The following is a 16,266-nucleotide window of genomic DNA, read 5'->3' as shown; positions in this document are numbered from 1 at the left end:
TCCTCGGTTCCGCGGCGGGCGGTCTGTTCACGGGCCTCGCGGTGATCGGCCTGTTCACCTTCCTGCCGACGCTGCTCCAACGGACGATGGGCCTGAGCCCGATCGCCACGGCGTGGCTGTTCCTGCTCTGGTCCGGGCTGTCCTTCTTGGTCGCGCTCCAGGTGAAGCGGCTGCCGGGCCGCGTGGCGCCCCGCCACCAGCTGGCCCTCGGTTTCGCGCTGCACGCCGGCGCCGTCCTGACGCTGCTCGGCGCGGTGGGCTCCGGTTCCTGGACCCGCGTGCTGCCGGGCCTGATGATCGGAGGCGTGGGCAGCGGCCTGCTGAACGCGGCGCTCCCCCTGGTCGCCGTGGAGTCGGTTCCCGCCGAGCGCGCGGCGATGGGCTCGGGCGCCCAGCAGACGTTCCGCTACATCGGCTCCTGCGCGGGCGTTGCCCTCACCATCGCCCTGGCCACATCGGGCGGTCCCGGCTCACTGGCGCACGGGGCGGACGTCGCCGCGGTCGTCTCGGCGGGCCTGGCGCTTGTCGGCGCGGTCGCCGTCCTGGTGCTGCGGGAGCGGGCGTGAGCGCTTCGGGAATCGTCGGGGCCGGCGTGAGGACTTTCTGTATCACCAGGCCGGCGTGAGGACTTCCTCAATCACCAGGCCGGCGTGAGGACTTCCTCAATCACCAGGCCGGCGTGAGGACTTCCTGCATCACCGGGGCCGCATGGACAGGAGCTTGCCCCACACCACCAGCCGGTACCGGGAGGTGTACTCCGGAGTGCAGGTGGTGAGGGTGATGTAGTACCCGGGGTCGCCGTACCCGTAGGCGGGCTAGACGACCGAACGCGGCACGGGCCGTACGACGCCCGAGTCGCGGGCGGACGTCTCCGGCAGGACCTGGTCGACCGCGTACGTGTACACGGCCGCCCCGGTCTCCACCTGAACGAGGTCCTTGACCCGCAGCCGGTTCAGGTACCGGAACGGCTCCCCGTGCGTGTTCCGGTGCCCGGCGACGGCGAAGTTCCCGGCCCGCCCCGGCTGCTGGGTGCCGGGATAGTGGCCGACATACCCCTTGTTCAGCACCTCCGCCTCGCCCACACCCTCGGCGACGGGAACGCGGAGGTGCAGACGCGGGACGACGAGGACGGCGTAGGCCTGGGAGGGGGTGGGACTCAGCTGCCCCAAGCCCTCGCCGCCGCCTCCGCGTCGCGCGTCGGAGGCGGCCGGCGTCCCGGAACCGCCTCCGGCCCCGCCGTCGTCCGCGCCCGGGGTCGACGGCGTCCCCACGATCGCCGCCGTCCCCGCCGTGCCGGTAGTCGGCGCCGTTCCCCACTCGCGCTCCAGGGCCTCCGCTTTCCGCTCGGCCCCCTGCCGCGCCTCCCGGTTGGTCCACCACACCTCGTGCACGACGAGCAGCAGAAGCACCAGGCCGACGGTGACGAGGAGTTCCCCACCGGTCCACAGCGCACGCCTGCGGAGGGCACGGCGCCGCCGGGTGCGGTGCACGACGACGGAAGCCCGCAGAGTCCGCACGCGTACGCCTCCTTCGCCGGGAGCCCCGCCGCGCGGCGGGGGTGCACGCCGCCGGGGCCGCCCGCACGATAGAAGAGGCGCCTTCAAGTCACCAGCCCCCTGCGCCCGATGCACTCCCCTCCCCTCCGTTCCCCGCCCCCTTCCCTGCCGCCTGCCCCTCCCCTCCGTTCCTCCTCTTCCGCTTCATCTACCGGTTTTAGAAAGGGCCGTCAGAACCCTCGACAACCCCATGGGCCACACCCGATCCTTCGTGTTGCATCCAGCGGAACCGGTCGACGCCGGGGGGACGACCCGGCGTTCGAGCGGCTCGGAGAGGCGGAGAAGCCCATGATCCGACGCAGAACCCTGCTGGCCGCGGCGGGCGGCACGTTCCTCGGAAGCGCCCTGGCGACCGGCACCGCGCACGCGGACGCGACCATCGCGGTCAACCCCGGTACCACATACGGAAGCTGGGAGGGCTGGGGCACCTCCCTCGCCTGGTGGGCGAACGTCTTCGGCGCGCGGGACGACTTCGCCGACATCTTCTTCACCACCAAGTCGGTGTCGTACAACGGCAGGACGCTCCCGGGCCTCGGCCTGAACATCGCCCGCTACAACCTCGGCGCGTGCAGCTGGAACAGCGTGGGCGGCGCGTCGATGGTCGCCTCTCCCAACATCCCGTCCTTCAAGCAGATCGAGGGCTACTGGCAGGACTGGAACAACGAGGACCCGACCTCCTCGGCCTGGAAGTGGACGGCCGACGCCACCCAGCGCGCGATGCTGGTCAAGGCGACCCAACGCGGCGCCATCAGCGAGCTGTTCGCCAACTCCCCGATGTGGTGGATGTGCCTGAACCACAACCCGTCCGGCGCCTCCGACGGCGGCAACAACCTCCAGTCCTGGAACTACCGCCAGCACGCCTCCCACCTGGCCTCCGTGGCCCTCTACGCCAAGAACAACTGGGGCGTGAACTTCACGACGGTCGAGGCCTTCAACGAGCCGTCGTCGGGCTGGTGGAAGGCGGACGGCACCCAGGAGGGCTGCCACATGGACGCGTCCGTGCAGTCGGCCGTCCTGCCGTACCTGCGCAGTGAGCTGGACAAGCGGGGCCTGACGGGCACCAGGATCTCGGCGTCGGACGAGACGAGCTACGACCTGGCGCGCACGACGTGGGGTTCCTTCAGCTCGACGACGAAGGGCTACGTCAACCGCGTCAACGTCCACGGCTACCAGGGCTCCGGCGGCCGCAGGGACCTCCTCTACACGGACGTGGTGCAGACGTCGGGCAAGGCCCTGTGGAACTCGGAGACGGGCGACGGCGACGCCACCGGCCTCACCCTGGCGAGCAACCTGCTCCTCGACTTCCGCTGGCTGCACCCGACGGCATGGGTGTACTGGCAGGTGATGGACCCGACGGCGAGCTGGGCGATGATCGCCTACGACGCGAGCACGCTCCAGCCGGGCGCGGTGCAGACGAAGTACTACGTGATGGCGCAGTTCAGCCGCCACGTCCGCCCCGGCATGACGATCCTCGACACGGGCGTCGACTACGCGGTCGCGGCCCTGGACAAGCCGGCGAAGCGCCTGGTGATCGTGGCGGCGAACAAGTCCGCCTCCGCCCAGACCCTGACCTTCGACCTCTCCCGCTTCACGACGGTGACGGGCGGCACGGGCGGCGTGGTCCCGCGCTGGAACACGGTCACGGGCGGTGGCGGCGACCTGTACACGGCACACTCGGACACCTACCTGAGCGGCAAGACGCTGAGCGTGCCGTTCGCGGCGGGCGCGGTGCAGACGCTCCAGGTGGACGGGGTGGCCGTATAGACGGCTACCGCTGGAGGGGGCCGGCGAGGGTTCTGTGAACCCTCGCCGCCCCGCCTTTCCCCACCAGGCCACCCTCCGCTCAAATAGCAGTCATGATCACAGGCACACCGCGGGCGGGGGCCCGAAGCAGGCAGCTGCGGCGGATAGCGGACCGCCGGGTGCGAGCCGAACGAGGCAGCGGACAAGGCCACAGGACTCCACTCGGCCCACGCCGCCCGGGCAACCGCCGCGGAGCACCGCAGCGGACCTCCGGCGCCGGCGGACCCGGCCACACCCCAGCCCCGGAGGCGAGCACCTGGGGCAACCGGCTGGCTGCGACGGCCGCGATGCTCCCGGGCCTCGCCGCGGTCGCCGCACTGATCTTCACCTGGGTGTCGGTGACCCAGGTGTCCAGAGAACTGGCCATCTCGGAACAGGGACAGATCGCCGACCGGTACGACAGGGCCCTGGAACGCCTGGACAACGACTCCGCGACCATCCGCCGAGGCGCAGTCTTCTCCCTGCAAGGCATCATGGAGGACTTCCCTCGCGATCAACCGAAAGTGATCGCCATGCTGGCCGCGCACATCCGCACCCATGCCACCAAGAAACTGTCGACACCTGAGAAGGCTCCCGACGTCCAGGCGGCACTCTTCGTACTGACCCACCGCGATCCCGTCCACGACGGCGCCACACGTCTCGATCTCAGAGATGCCTATCTGATCGGCGCGAGCCTCCAGGGTGCCGACCTGACCAAGGCGGACCTCACCGGTGCGGTGCTGACGAAGTCCGACCTGCAGGACGCGGACCTGTCAGGCGCGATCCTGCGCCGCGCCTCGCTGAAACAGACCAAATTACAGGGCGCCGCCCTCTCCGGAGCAGACCTGACCAGCGCGGCCTTGACCGGGGCCAACCTCACAGAGGCAGACCTGACCGACGCCCGCCTGGACTCGGCCGACCTGAAATCCACCACCTTGATGCACGCGGACCTGCGCAACGCCTCCCTCAACAAGGCGGGCCTACGGCAGGCGGATCTGACGGACGCGGACCTCGGTGGAGCATCTCTGGTCGGAGCGGACCTCGCCGAGGCGGAGCTGGGCACCGTACGCCTCGACGACACGGTCCTGACGGACGTCCACCGCCCCGAAGGGGACTTGCCGCCGTCGTCACCGCCGCCCACATCCTCTCCCCCCACTCCATCAACCGACCCGCGAACCAGGCATCCCTGACAATGTCAGGCACGCTGCTCACTGACCTGCCGGTATCTGATGCTTGCGGGCCAACGGCAGTACCGTGTCCCCCATGCGCCCCGACACGCCTGCCGAGAACGTCGACCACAACGCCGAAGCAGCACGCCTGGAGCGGACTGCCGGCCTGTATCCCGAGGACGCGGAGCACCTGCTGCTGCAGGCCGCGGCACACCGGGAACTGGCCGGTGACCGCCCGGGCGCGACCGCGCTGTACGACCGCCTGCTGTCCTCCGGCGAGCCGCTGGAGAACCCCCACCTGGTACGCGCCCTGAAGGCGTCCAACCTGTGGGAGTACGACCACGAGGCGGAAGCGCGGGCGATCATCGAGGGAATCCGCACGGCCGCCCCGCGGCACCCCGCCCCCTGGGTGATCGTCGCGGAGTCCCTGGAGTCGCACGACGAGCTGGAGGCGGCCGAGAAGACGTTCACGGAGGGCCTGCGGCTCCTGGTGGGCGACGGGACGGAACCGCCGCAGTCCACGCACCCCCTCCTCTACGGCCGCCACCGGGTCCGCCGCATGCTGGGCGCGGCCCACGACGAGTGGGACGCCCTGGCGGACACCGTCCACTCCTCCTCCATCACCCTCGACGAGCTGCACGACCCCAAGCGCATCTGGACCCTCGGCTCGAACAACCCGGCGGAACTGAAGGCGGAGATCACCCGCCTCCGAGCAGAACTGGGCGCCTACCGGGAGGCCCTGTCCCGTCCGTTCCCGGTGGCGGTCCTGCACTGGCCGGCGGGCGAGCTGGCGGAGCTGGTGGCGATGTACCCGTCGCTGGCCGCCGAGTACCCCTCGCACGAGGAGCACCTGGCGACGATAGAGGCGTCACTGAGGGAGCTTTCGGCGTCGGGAACGGGGAACCTGGGGATCGTGTCCGGAACGGTGCCGTCGTACGAGGCGTTCGCGGCCTCGGAGGGCGCGTCACCGGGGGATGCGGCACTGCTACCGCAGTACGCGACGATCTTGGCCGCACGGGGGCGGGCTGTGGCTTGGCCGCCGGGGCGGGGGGATGGGTGCTGGTGTGGGTCGGGGGCGGTTTATGAGGCGTGCCACGGAGGCTGAGGGTCCCCCGGCCTCGGTGGCAGGGCACAGCCCTCTGAAATCTCATGCCTTCCACCTCAATTGCTGCTCTCGACACCCGAAAACGATCACTTTTCGGCACATGACCTTCGCTTGTCGGTGGCTCCTGTTAGAACAAAGCCACATCGACGCGCGATCGAGAGGGTCATGGTGACGGGAACGGGGGGTCCGGCACAGCCGGTGGCCGGGGTGTACGAGAAGCTGATCACCCAGAGCGTGCAACAGGAGCTGGGGCAGCTCGAGGCCATGGGATGGAAGGCCATCGACGCAGAGGTCAGCGCCGAATCCTCACCTCATGTGCTGGCTCGTCACATCGGTGAGGTAGTCGCCCACAGGCTCAACCAGCTCCCGCCCGACCAGCAGGTCCCCTTCGTCAACCAGATACTCGAGTCCCTGGCCACTTGTACGGCCGGCCGGATTGACGCGGAGCCCATCAGCACGGTCGCCGACGGCCCGCGGCAGCTTCTCGCCCTCGCCAGGCAGGAGGCACCGGGCGCCTACACGATCCGCCCGCCCAGCAGTTGGGCCGGGGGCTGAGGCGCACCGAGACGAAGCCGGTGCTCACGGTCCTCGACTTCATCGGACAGCACCGGGCGGAGTTCCGCTTCGAGGAGCAGTTCCGAGCTCTGACGAACCTGCCGCGGAACCGGCTCGTCGATGGACGATCCCGAGCGTGCCCAGGCCTACCTCCGCCTCCTCAGGGACGACGCCCCGCCATACGAGGAACTGGAGCCGACCGATCAGTCGTACACCCGCATGCTGTTCTTCAACCTGTGGGATAACGCGGGAGGCTTCAGCAGCTTTCAGGAGGGACTGGAGTCACTGCGCCCCCAGTGGGCGTTCCGGGACGAGTTGAGGCAGTTGCTTTCGCACGTCATCGAGCGTGCCGACCACTTCCCCATCCCGTTGCCGGGCCGCCTCAGCCGTGTCCCACTGAAGGTGCACAGCGCGTACAACCGCTCGGAGATCCTTGCCGCTCTCGGGGTGGCGCGCTTCGGCGGCCAGATGCCGAGGTCCTTCGCGCAGGGCGTGCAGTGGGTCGAGGAACTCCAGACGGATGCCTTGCTCATCACACTCGAGAAGAACGAGAAGGACTTCTCACCCACCGTCCGGTACAAGGACTACGCGCTGAGTCCGACGCTCTTCCACTGGGAGTCGCAGAACTCGACGGCGGCCGATTCCCACACCGGTATGCGCTACCGGGACCACGCACAACGCGGCAGTCACATCCTGCTCTTTATGCGGCGCTACAAAAATACCGACATAGGCAAGCCTCAGCCCTGGATACTCCTTGGTCCGGCCACATACGAAGGTCACACCGGCAGCAAGCCGATGGCGGTCACCTGGCGCCTGAAGTACGAGCTTCCGGCCGACGTGTGGACGTACTCGGCCATCACAGCAAGCTGACCTGGGCCCGGGAGGGCCATCCGCCGACACATCAGCCGGTACCGACCTCAGCCTCGAAATGCGCCTGGGCCCGGTCTAGCACGTCGTCCGGGTCCCGGCCGTGTCCGCCGAGCGGGCCCGTTCTCGTCGAGAAGCGCCTCAATCCGTGGTGAGTTTTGCCAGCACTCGTCGCAGAGACCGGGCCTCATCGCTGCCCGGAGGCAGCGTGGCCAGGCAGGCTCGCAACCGCCTCACGACGCCCACCGGTACCTGATCCGCGCCCAACTCGTCGACCACACGGTCGAGGACGTTGAATCCCCAGTACTTGATGAAGGGCAACTGCTCACGGACAACCGCGTCGACGAGCAGGTCGAACTTCGTCGCGTCCGGGACGGCGTACAGGCGGGCATGGGCGGACAGGCGGGTCCCGGGGTCTTCGGACGCCAGCATGGTCCGGAGGTCCAGGGTGGGGATGTGCGGCGTCACCCGCAACAGGTCGGCGAAGATCCGCTCCTGTTTCGCGGTGCGCGCGGGGCCGCCGGCCTCGGTTCGGCGTAGGCGGGTGTACTCGGAGGCGAGGCGCTCCATCGTCGCCTGTGCTGCGCGGGCATCCGCCGTGTCGTCCACCCGCTCGGCGCTGCCCGCGGCGGCAAGCGCCACGCGTGCGGTTGCGGCTACTCCGTCAACCTCCTGATCGAGGCGCGTTGTCCGCGCTTCCGCGGCCTCGATGCGGTCTTCCAGCCGCCTGAATTCGAATCGGGGGCCGCCCGGGAGCTCGATACTCTCCAGCACGTCGCCCAGCCAGGGGACGACGGCGACCACGAGCAGCCCGACAGTGATCGTATCGATCTTGACGTCTGGCCAGATCACGTGCGCCACGGCCAAAGCGGCCGCCAGGAGTGACACAGAAGCGGCTATCCCGCGCCGACGCCGCCGCTGGGATGCGTCGCCTCGGCCTCGCGTGGCGCGACCGTCTCCAAGCTCCCCGTCAGTCACCGGCCCAGAATGCCAGACCCCGGTCCACGGCTGAAGACGGGTCGGTGACCTCGGAGGCCCGCAGAGGACTCCTCGCCGTCCACGCGCAAACGCGCCGATAGAGGCCACGCACGGCCCCGCTCTGACCGTCAGTACGCGCGCAGGAACGCGATGAGCGCCGCCGTGAGTTCCGCGGCGGCGTCCTCCTGGACCAGGTGGCCCGCGTCGGCGATCGGTTCCCATCGCGCGTCCGGGATCAGGGCGGCGAGCTCTCGTCCCTTCGCCACGGGGATCCAGGTGTCGTTCTCGCCCCAGCAGACCAGCGTCGGGATCTCGATCTGCCCGTACCGTTCCTGGATTTCGTCGGTGTAGCGCTGGTCGGCCTGTGCGATCTGCCGGTAGAAGGCCGCCTGGCCCGGGTCTCCGAGCCAGGGCTGGACGAGCCGGTCAAGGACCGCGGGGTGCAGGCCCGGGCTGCTGGCGGAGCTGACGTACTCGCGGACGAGGGCCTCGTGCAGTGCGGGCGGCAGCTGCTCGAAGACTTCCGCGTGCTCTTGGACGAGCCGGAAGAAGGGCGAGCCCCACGGGGCCAGCGCCACCGGATCGACCAGGGCGAGGGCCCGGTAGCGGGCGCCGTGCAGCAAGTGTGCCCGCAAGGCGACCGCGCCGCCGAAGTCGTGGGCGACCACGAGCGGTTCCTCCAGTCCCCAGTGGTTCAGCAGCTCGGTGAAGACCCGGCCCTGGGCGGCCAAGGACACGTCCTGGCCCGTGGACTTCTCCGACAGGCCGTATCCCGGCATGTCCCAGACGAACACCTGGTGGTCACGTGCGAGCGATCGGGCTATGGCTCGCCATACGTACGAGGAGAACGGGGTGCCGTGGAGAAGGACGACCGGCTGCCGGCCGGAGTGCCCCAGGCGGTCCCAGCGGACGGCACCTGATGTGCTGGTGAACGTCCGGGACAGCTGCCATTCGGTCATGGATGCGTTCCTCTCGGTCGCGCCGGTGCGGCAGGTGGGTCAGCGCACGGGGACCGTCCCGCCCGAGGGCCACGCCTGCCCCGGACGCGTGCGCTTACACGCCGTCGCGGCGCGGGGCCGGTGTCACTGCCCCTTCTTGCCGGAACCGGCAGAAGCGGACGGTGTCTTCCCGGCGGCGCCACTGCCCCCCGCGTCGCCGCCCCCGCCGTCGCGGCCGCCGTCCGGCGCCGGCAGATGGGCGCAGTAGTCCGCGACAGCCGCTTCGCTTCCCGCCGCCTCGACAAGGCGCCGCGGTGCGGTTGGCGGATGACCGTGGGTCTGCCGGGCGCCCCGGTAGGCGGTGCACAGGCTGCGCAGCGACTGGGCTGCCGCGGACGGGTCCGCCGCGTCGGAGGAGGAGCGGGCTGCGGGCTTCCCGCTTGCCGGGGCCGCGCCGGTGGCGTCGGCGTCGGGGAGTTCGCCGGGTGCGGGCGTCGTCGAGGGCCGCGGGTGGGAGGAGGCGGAGACCTGGGCTCCGCCCGGAGTCCGTCCGGAGCCTCCCGGGAGGGGCAGGTGGAGGGCGTCGGTCTGGACGGCCACCGCCACCCCGCCGAACGTCAGCGCGGCCGTCACCGCGCCGATCCCGGCCTTGGCCCATCCCGGTGTCCTGCGGCGGCGGTATCGGGGCGCGCCCGCCGACGCGGCCGGAAGGGCTCCGGCCGACACGGCCCGGAAGGCGGCCACCGCGGCCTCCTCGCCGTCTGCGGACGCAACGTCCTCGGGGGTCGCGGCCGCCGCCCGCAGCACCGCCGACAGGCTGCCGAACTCCTCACCGCCCGCACCCGGTACACGCCGCAGCAACCGCTCGGCCGTGCGGTCGTCCAGCCGGCTCCGCTGTCCTTTCCTCACGCGGTGTCCTCCAGTATCGCCGGTCGGCCCACGGCCGGTCGTGGCGGCTGACCGTTGTGCAGCATCTCGGCCAGTTTCCTCAAGCCCCGGTAGGCGCAGACGCGTACGGTGCCGGGACGCTTGCCCAGCACCCGTCCGGCCTGCTTGGCGTCGAGCCCCAGCACGACGCGCAGCAGGACCGCCTCCGCCTGGTCGCGGGGCAGGCTCGCGATGAGTGCCAGGGCGCGGTCCGTGGAGACCGATTCGAGCGCCTCGTCCGCGGTGTCGGACGCCGACGGCAGCTCCAGCAGGTCGTTCTCGTCGCCGCCGATCACAGGGCGCCGGCCGGAGCGCCGCAGATGGTCGAGCGCCCGGTTGCGGGCGACCCTGGCGGCCCAGCCGCGGAACCCGGGACCGTCCCCGTGGAACGTGCGGAGGTCACGGGCGATGTGCAGCCATGCCTCGGACATCACGTCCTCCGCGTCGGCCGCGCCGACCAGCGTCCGCACATAGCGCAGCAGCATCGGGTTCACCATCCGGTAGACGCGGCGGAACCCGTCCTCGTCACCGTTCTGGGCGGCGTGCACGGCATCGGTGAGGGCGGCGTCCTGCCTCTGCCGGTCCCGGGCCGCCGGGTCTCTCCTCGCCTCACGCACGGTGGTCATCCTGCCGCACGCCGGGTCCCGACAGGCCACCGGCCCGAGTCCTCGCCGTTTGTCCGACTCGTCCCGCACCGCAGGGACGAGGTGTAACACTTCCGGCCGAGTGGGCTCTCTCATTGCGGTCGGCCGAGTCGGCAGGCCGGTCAGACAGGGGGCACAACTCGTGCAGTGGACGGACGAAAGCGGCAGAACGTACGGCGAGGATCCGTACGGCGGTGCCGGGTACCCGTATGCCCACGGGTACGACTACGGCGGCAGCGCCGTCACGGACGCCGCCACCCTGCCCTGGGACCCGACACAACTCGGGCAGTGGGCGCACCCGGGCGGTGACCCCCTGGCGACGGGACCGGATCCCTACGCCACCGGAATGCCGTCTTACGCGGTCGGCACGCAGCCTTACGCGACCGGCACGCAGCCTTGCGCGACCGGACCGGTCCCCGCTCACGCGGCGTGGGACGCCCCTCATGGTGACGTCCTCACCGTGCCGCCGCCGGAACCCGACACACCCGGCCACGTACCGGCCCCGGACGCAGCCGGCAGCGATTCGGCGCGGCCCGTCTTCGTCGACTCCTCGGGGCGACGCCAGCGCCGCGTGCTGCGCGCCGCCCGGCTGTTGCTGATCCCCGCCGGCGGCTACGTCGCGCTGCTGATCAGCGCCGCGCTGGGCGGTCCCACCCTCGACGCCCCCTTCGTTCCCCAGCCGGACCCCGCGCACCACCCGGCCAAGCCCAGCGCGGCCGCCCCCGACACCTCCCCGGAAGCCAGCCGGCCCACAGGGAGCGCGAGCCCCACCACGGCGCGGCAGACCTCCCGCGCCACCGCGCGGCCGACAGCACCCGCCACCCCCGCGGCCACGTCCGCCCCCGCCGCCGGCGCGTCCTCGGCTCCGGCCCCGGCCGCCACCCATGCCGCCGCCCCCAACCCCAAGGGCCGCGCGATCGGCTCGTCCCACAAGCCCCGTGAAGTGACCGAGGCCCCCTGACGTGACCGACCGCCGTCGCCGCGACGCCGCTCCCCCGCGCCGCCACAACCACCGCCACAATCCCCGGCAGATCACGCCCCGCACCCACTGGCTGCTGCTGAGCCTGCTCGCGGTGACCCTGTCGGCGGCCCTGCTGCTGCAGGGTTACACCCACCACATGTTCGGCATCGCCTCGGACGACGTGACCGGCGCCCGCGGCCGGAACGACACGGTGCCCGGCCAGGTGGTCCACGGCGGCCCGGTGATCGCCGACGCCGCCACCTCCCCGCACACCGCCCGGCCGAAGGCCCGCACCGTCGCCCTCACCTTCGACGACGGCCCGGACCCCGTCTGGACGCCACGGATCCTGGACGTGCTGCGCCGCAACCACGTGCACGCGACCTTCTTCGTCGTCGGAACCCAGGTCGTCGCCCACCCGGAGCTGGTCCGCCGGATCCTCGCCGACGGCAACCAGGTCGGCGTCCACACGTTCACCCACCCCGACCTGGCCCGGCTCGCCCCGTGGCAGCGTTCCCTGGAGCTGCGGGAGACCCAACTGGCGGTGGCCGGCGCCGCGGGGGTCACCACCGCGCTGCTGAGGCCGCCGTTCTCCTCGGAGAACGACGCGCTGAGCGACGCGGACTGGACCGTCCTCAAGGAGGCCGACGCGGTCGGCTATGTGACGGTGCTCACCACCCGGGACGCCGAGGACTGGCAGCGGCCCGGCGTGGACCGCATCGTCGCGAACGCGACACCCCACGGTCACGCGGGGCAGATCGTGCTGATGCACGACGCCGGCGGTGACCGGGCGCAGACCGTGGCCGCGCTGGACGTCCTGGTGCCCCGGCTGAAGGCCCGGGGTTTCCGGTTCGCGACGGTCGGCGACGCCGTCGGCATGACCGCGCCTGTGCGGCCCGCCGGGCTCCGCGACCACCTGCAGGGGCTGGCCCTCATCTGGATGCTGCGGGGCGGCGACTGGATCGTGTGGCTGCTGGGCGTGCTCATGTACGCGGCGGGGACGATCAGCGTGCTGCGCGCGGTGGTCGTGCTGATCGCCGCCCGACGGCACCGGCGACTGCGGGCCGGGCGCCGGGGCCGGTCCTGGGGGCCGCCGGTGACCGAGCCCGTCAGCGTCATCGTCCCCGCCCACAACGAGAGCGCGGGGATCGAGGCGGCCGTGCGCTCGCTGCTCGCCTCCGACCATCCGGTGGAGATCATCGTGGTGGACGACGGTTCGACCGACGGCACCGCCGACCTGGTGGAGTCGCTGCGCCTGCCGGGGGTGCGGGTGATCCGGCAGCGGAACGCGGGCAAGCCCGCCGCTCTCAACACCGGACTCGCCGCCGCCACCTGCGACCTGGTGGTCATGGTCGACGGCGACACGGTCTTCGAATCCGGCACCGTGCGCACGCTCGTGCAGCCTTTCGCCGATCCTCGCGTGGGCGCCGTCTCGGGCAACGCCAAGGTCGTCAACCGGGGCGGTCTGCTGGGCCGTTGGCAGCACATCGAGTACGTGGTCGGATTCAACCTGGACAGGCGCCTGTTCGACCTCGCCGAGTGCATGCCGACCGTTCCGGGCGCGGTGGGCGCGTTCCGCCGCCGGGCGCTGCTGGACCTGGGCGGCGTCAGCGACGTCACCCTCGCCGAGGACACCGACCTCACCATGGCGCTGTGCCGCGCCGGCTGGCGCGTGGTGTATGAGGAGGGCGCGAAGGCGTGGACCGAGGCGCCCGCGTCACTGAACGCCCTGTGGCGGCAGCGGTACCGCTGGTGCTACGGCACCCTGCAGGCGATGTGGAAGCACCGCGGCGCGCTGGTGCAGCGCGGTGCCGCCGGGAAGCTGGGCCGCCGGGGCCTGGTCTATCTGCTGCTCTTCCAGGTGCTGTTGCCCCTGCTCGCCCCCGTCGTGGACGTCTTCGCCGTGTACGGGCTGGTCTTCCTCGACCCGGTGCGGGTCATCGGGCTGTGGCTCGCCTTCCTGCTGCTGCAACTCGTCATGGGCCTGTACGCGTTCCGTCTGGACGGGGAACGGCCCGGCCCGTTGTGGAGCCTGCCGTTGCAGCAGTTCGTCTACCGGCAGCTGATGTACCTCGTGGTGATCCAGTCGGTGTTCACCGCCGTGTCGGGCTCGCGGCTGCGCTGGCAGCGCATGGAGCGGTACGGCAGCCTGCAGGCCCCGGTGGGCGCGGAGGCTCCCCCGAGCGACGTCGCCCCGCAGGCGCCCGCTTTCGCGGCGCCGGCACGGTACGACGGCCCTCCGCCACCGGCACCGTACGGCCCCGTTCCGCAGTCGGCACCGTACGACGCCCCTGCTCACCCGGCACCGTACGACCCCTTCGCGCGACCGGCACCGTACGACGGCCCGCCACCGCCCGCACCCCACGACGGCTACCGGCAGCCCACGCCGTACGACACGACCCAGTGGTACTGAGAGGACAGTGACCGGAGCACATGAGCGGACACCGACGCCGACCGCCGCAGCGCACCTTCGCGGGCAGCCGTGCCGCGGGTGACCGCGCCACGGGCCGCCGGGCCGTACGGCACCAGACACCCGGCCCGGGACACCAGACGCCGGGCCCGGGGCACCAGGCCCCCGAGCCGGGCACGTCACGGCGCGCCCGGAGAGCGGCGCCGCAGCCGAAACGGTGGATCGACTACCCGCGCGGGGGCAGGACGGGTCCGCGCCGGTGGCTGCCGTCGGTGCGTCAGCTGCTGGGCCTGTTCCTGTTCTGCTTCGGCGCCACGGTGGCGGCCGTCGGCTACGCCTACGCCACGGTCACCATCCCCGACCCCAATCCGTCGACGCTGCTGCAGAACAACGTCTACTACTGGTCCGACGGGACCGTCCTGGCGACCGACGGCAGCGTCAACCGGCAGAACGTCACCCTCGCGCAAGTCCCGGCCGACGTGCAGTGGGACTTCATCGCCGCGGAGAACGCGTCCTTCTACACCGACCCGGGCATCGACCCGCAGGGCATCCTCCGCGCCGTCGTCCACATGGCCGAGGGCGGGTCCGTGCAGTCCGGGTCGACGATCACGCAGCAGTTCGTCAAGAACACCTACCTCGATCAGTCGCAGACGCTTTCGCGCAAGGTCAAGGAACTGCTGATCTCGTCCAAGATCGGCGCGGTCATGAGCAAGCAGCAGATCCTCCAGGGGTATCTGAACACCTGCTTCTTCGGCCGTCAGGCCAACGGCATCGAGGCCGCCGCCCGCATGTACTACGGGCTCCCGGTGGAAAAGCTGAACGTGAGCCAGGGAGCGTTTCTCGCGGCGGCGGTCAACGAGCCGAGCCTCTTCCAGTACGCCGACTCCGACTCCGCGGCCAGGGCGCAGGCCGAGGCCCGCTGGTCCTGGGTGCTCGACCGGATGGTGACCGTCGGCAGGCTGACACCGCAGCAGCGGGCCCGGTACGCGGCCGCCGGTTTCCCGGCGCCCAGGAAGTGGGCTCCCGGTTCGGGGTTCACGGGTCAGGTCGGCTACCTGGTGCAACTGGCCAGGTCGTACATCCAGGCGCACGATGCGAACATCACCGACAGCAGCCTGAGCCGGGGCGGTTACCAGATCCACACCACCTTCGACAGGAAGAAGACGGCGGAACTGTCCCGGGCCGTGGCGAAGGTGCGCACGGAGCGCCTCGACCCCGCGCACCGGTCCGTCGACCGGGACGTGCAGGTCGGAGCCGCCTCGGTGGATCCCAGGACCGGAAGGATCCTGGCCGTGTACGGCGGTGCCGGCTTCGACCGGGCCCACTACGCGGACAACGCCGACACCTCCGGCGTCCCGGTGGGCTCGACCTTCAAACCGGTCGTCCTCGCCGCCGCGCTCCAGTACGGAGCCGTCCTGCAACCCGGCAAGTCCCCGCAGCCGATCACCCCGGCCAGCAAGTTCGACGGCGACGACGGCATCCAGATCAAGGACCAGCAGGGCAATTACGTCACCGACGACAGGGACCCCACCGGGCTGCTCCACCAGCACAACGACACCGACCAGCGCTGGGGTTACATCGACCTGCGCAAGGCGATGGAGCAGTCCGTCAACACGCCGTACGTGCAGCTCGGGGAGGACGTCGGCTACGGGAACGTGGCGAGCACGGCGGAAGCCCTCGGGCTGCGCTCGAATAGCCTCGCCGCCCCCAGCGCCGGCTTCTACATCGGCACCTCGACACCGAGCGCCATCCGGATGGCGGGTGTCTACGCGACCTTCGCCGCCGACGGGATGCGGGCCACGCCGTACTCGGTGACCCGGGTGACCCACAACGGATCGCCGCTGACCGGCTTCACCGCCCCCGCCCCGGTACGGGCCCTGCCGGCGGCGGTCGCCGACAACGTGACCGACGTCCTCCGGGGCGTCATCGCCCGGGGCACCGGCACCAAGGCGCAGGCGCTCGGCAGGACCGCTGCCGGCAAGACCGGAACCACCGACGACTACCGGTCGGCCTGGTTCATCGGCTACACCCCGCAACTCGCCACCTCCGTCGTCCTCTTCCGGGAGGACCCGAAGCACCCCCAGTTGCAGTCACTGGTCGGTGTCGGCGGCCTGCAGAAGGTGTTCGGCGGCGACATCCCCACCGAGATCTGGACCCAGTACATGCGCGACGCCCTCGCCGGCCTGCCCGACCTCGCGTTCCCCGCACCGGCGCCGCTCGGCCGGGGTGCCGACGAGCTCGGCGCTCCGTCCCCCTCGCCCTCTCTCACCAAGCCCCCTGTCAAGCGGGGTGGCAGCACCGGCAAGAAGGCGACCAACCCCCGGAACTCCCCGACGGCCAGCCCCGTCTGCCGCCATCGGAAGTGCCGTTGACCCGT

Annotated in this window: 12 protein-coding genes and 2 pseudogenes; 9 read left to right on the top strand and 5 right to left on the bottom strand. The window is 71.2% G+C overall.

Annotated elements, in window-relative coordinates:
- Nucleotides 1–566: MFS transporter (locus C3488_RS31660; RefSeq protein WP_146067971.1), on the top strand; the 566-nt coding region annotated here is incomplete at its 5' end.
- A 129-nt stretch (nucleotides 567–695) separates the two neighbouring features.
- Here the strand turns inward: C3488_RS31660 and C3488_RS31655 are convergent.
- Nucleotides 696–1,508: pseudogene (locus C3488_RS31655) on the bottom strand (class E sortase).
- A gap of 336 nt (nucleotides 1,509–1,844) precedes the next feature.
- Between C3488_RS31655 and C3488_RS31650 the strand changes: the two are divergent.
- The 5 genes and pseudogenes from C3488_RS31650 to C3488_RS31630 all read left to right on the top strand — a co-directional run.
- Nucleotides 1,845–3,320 (top strand): glycoside hydrolase, encoded by a 1,476-nt coding sequence (locus C3488_RS31650; RefSeq protein ID WP_103844319.1) that lies wholly within the window; start codon nucleotides 1,845–1,847, stop codon nucleotides 3,318–3,320.
- Nucleotides 3,321–3,646: 326 nt separating this feature from the next.
- Complete coding sequence (locus tag C3488_RS31645; RefSeq protein WP_181139278.1) at nucleotides 3,647–4,528, top strand: pentapeptide repeat-containing protein; 882 nt, start codon at nucleotides 3,647–3,649, stop codon at nucleotides 4,526–4,528.
- A 73-nt stretch (nucleotides 4,529–4,601) separates the two neighbouring features.
- Entirely contained in the window at nucleotides 4,602–5,612 is a 1,011-nt protein-coding gene (locus C3488_RS31640; protein WP_103844317.1) for a hypothetical protein, read from the top strand.
- Between the two features lie 165 nt (nucleotides 5,613–5,777).
- Complete coding sequence (locus tag C3488_RS31635; RefSeq protein WP_146067970.1) at nucleotides 5,778–6,167, top strand: hypothetical protein; 390 nt, start codon at nucleotides 5,778–5,780, stop codon at nucleotides 6,165–6,167.
- A pseudogene (locus C3488_RS31630) lies at nucleotides 6,146–7,037 on the top strand (DUF3427 domain-containing protein); the annotation flags it as partial. The gene C3488_RS31635 and the pseudogene C3488_RS31630, both read left to right, overlap by 22 nt.
- A 138-nt stretch (nucleotides 7,038–7,175) precedes the next feature.
- On the opposite strand, the gene C3488_RS31625 reads toward C3488_RS31630, so the two are convergent.
- The 4 genes from C3488_RS31625 to C3488_RS31610 form a co-directional block, all read right to left on the bottom strand.
- Complete coding sequence (locus tag C3488_RS31625; RefSeq protein ID WP_146067969.1) at nucleotides 7,176–7,895, bottom strand: hypothetical protein; 720 nt, start codon at nucleotides 7,893–7,895, stop codon at nucleotides 7,176–7,178.
- 245 nt (nucleotides 7,896–8,140) lie between these two features.
- Entirely contained in the window at nucleotides 8,141–8,971 is an 831-nt protein-coding gene (locus C3488_RS31620) for an alpha/beta fold hydrolase (RefSeq protein WP_103844314.1), read from the bottom strand.
- Nucleotides 8,972–9,094: 123 nt separating this feature from the next.
- Complete coding sequence (locus C3488_RS31615; RefSeq protein ID WP_103844313.1) at nucleotides 9,095–9,859, bottom strand: hypothetical protein; 765 nt, start codon at nucleotides 9,857–9,859, stop codon at nucleotides 9,095–9,097.
- Nucleotides 9,856–10,503 (bottom strand): RNA polymerase sigma factor, encoded by a 648-nt coding sequence (locus C3488_RS31610; protein WP_103844312.1) that lies wholly within the window; start codon nucleotides 10,501–10,503, stop codon nucleotides 9,856–9,858. Before C3488_RS31610 ends, C3488_RS31615 begins: the two co-directional genes overlap by 4 nt.
- A 160-nt stretch (nucleotides 10,504–10,663) precedes the next feature.
- On the opposite strand from C3488_RS31610, the gene C3488_RS31605 reads away from it, so the two are divergent.
- Genes C3488_RS31605 through C3488_RS31595 form a run of 3 tightly spaced genes read left to right on the top strand, consistent with a single transcriptional unit; the run spans nucleotide 10,664 to nucleotide 16,261 of the window.
- A complete protein-coding gene (locus tag C3488_RS31605) occupies nucleotides 10,664–11,482 on the top strand; it encodes a hypothetical protein (RefSeq protein ID WP_103844311.1) in 819 nt (272 codons plus the stop codon).
- 1 nt (nucleotide 11,483) lies between these two features.
- Nucleotides 11,484–13,892 (top strand): bifunctional polysaccharide deacetylase/glycosyltransferase family 2 protein, encoded by a 2,409-nt coding sequence (locus C3488_RS31600; RefSeq protein WP_103844310.1) that lies wholly within the window; start codon nucleotides 11,484–11,486, stop codon nucleotides 13,890–13,892.
- Nucleotides 13,893–13,912: 20 nt separating this feature from the next.
- Nucleotides 13,913–16,261 (top strand): transglycosylase domain-containing protein, encoded by a 2,349-nt coding sequence (locus C3488_RS31595; RefSeq protein ID WP_103844309.1) that lies wholly within the window; start codon nucleotides 13,913–13,915, stop codon nucleotides 16,259–16,261.
- The last annotated feature ends 5 nt before the right edge of the window (nucleotides 16,262–16,266 follow it).

The sequence above is a fragment of the Streptomyces sp. Ru72 genome, from assembly GCF_002920635.1.
In the GTDB taxonomy this organism is placed as follows: Bacteria; Actinomycetota; Actinomycetes; order Streptomycetales; family Streptomycetaceae; genus Streptomyces.
Note: the sequence above shows the minus strand (reverse complement) of the source record. Positions and strands in the feature narration are given on the sequence as shown.

Excerpts from the sequence above, each read along its gene's own strand:
- C3488_RS31650 (WP_103844319.1), top strand. The coding sequence starts at position 1,845 with ATGATCCGACGCAGAACCCTGCTGGCCGCGGCGGGCGGCACGTTCCTC.
- C3488_RS31645 (WP_181139278.1), top strand. The coding sequence starts at position 3,647 with ATGCTCCCGGGCCTCGCCGCGGTCGCCGCACTGATCTTCACCTGGGTG.
- C3488_RS31640 (WP_103844317.1), top strand. The coding sequence starts at position 4,602 with ATGCGCCCCGACACGCCTGCCGAGAACGTCGACCACAACGCCGAAGCA.
- C3488_RS31595 (WP_103844309.1), top strand. The coding sequence starts at position 13,913 with ATGAGCGGACACCGACGCCGACCGCCGCAGCGCACCTTCGCGGGCAGC.
- C3488_RS31610 (WP_103844312.1), bottom strand. The coding sequence starts at position 10,503 with ATGACCACCGTGCGTGAGGCGAGGAGAGACCCGGCGGCCCGGGACCGG.
- C3488_RS31635 (WP_146067970.1), top strand. The coding sequence starts at position 5,778 with ATGGTGACGGGAACGGGGGGTCCGGCACAGCCGGTGGCCGGGGTGTAC.
- C3488_RS31620 (WP_103844314.1), bottom strand. The coding sequence starts at position 8,971 with ATGACCGAATGGCAGCTGTCCCGGACGTTCACCAGCACATCAGGTGCC.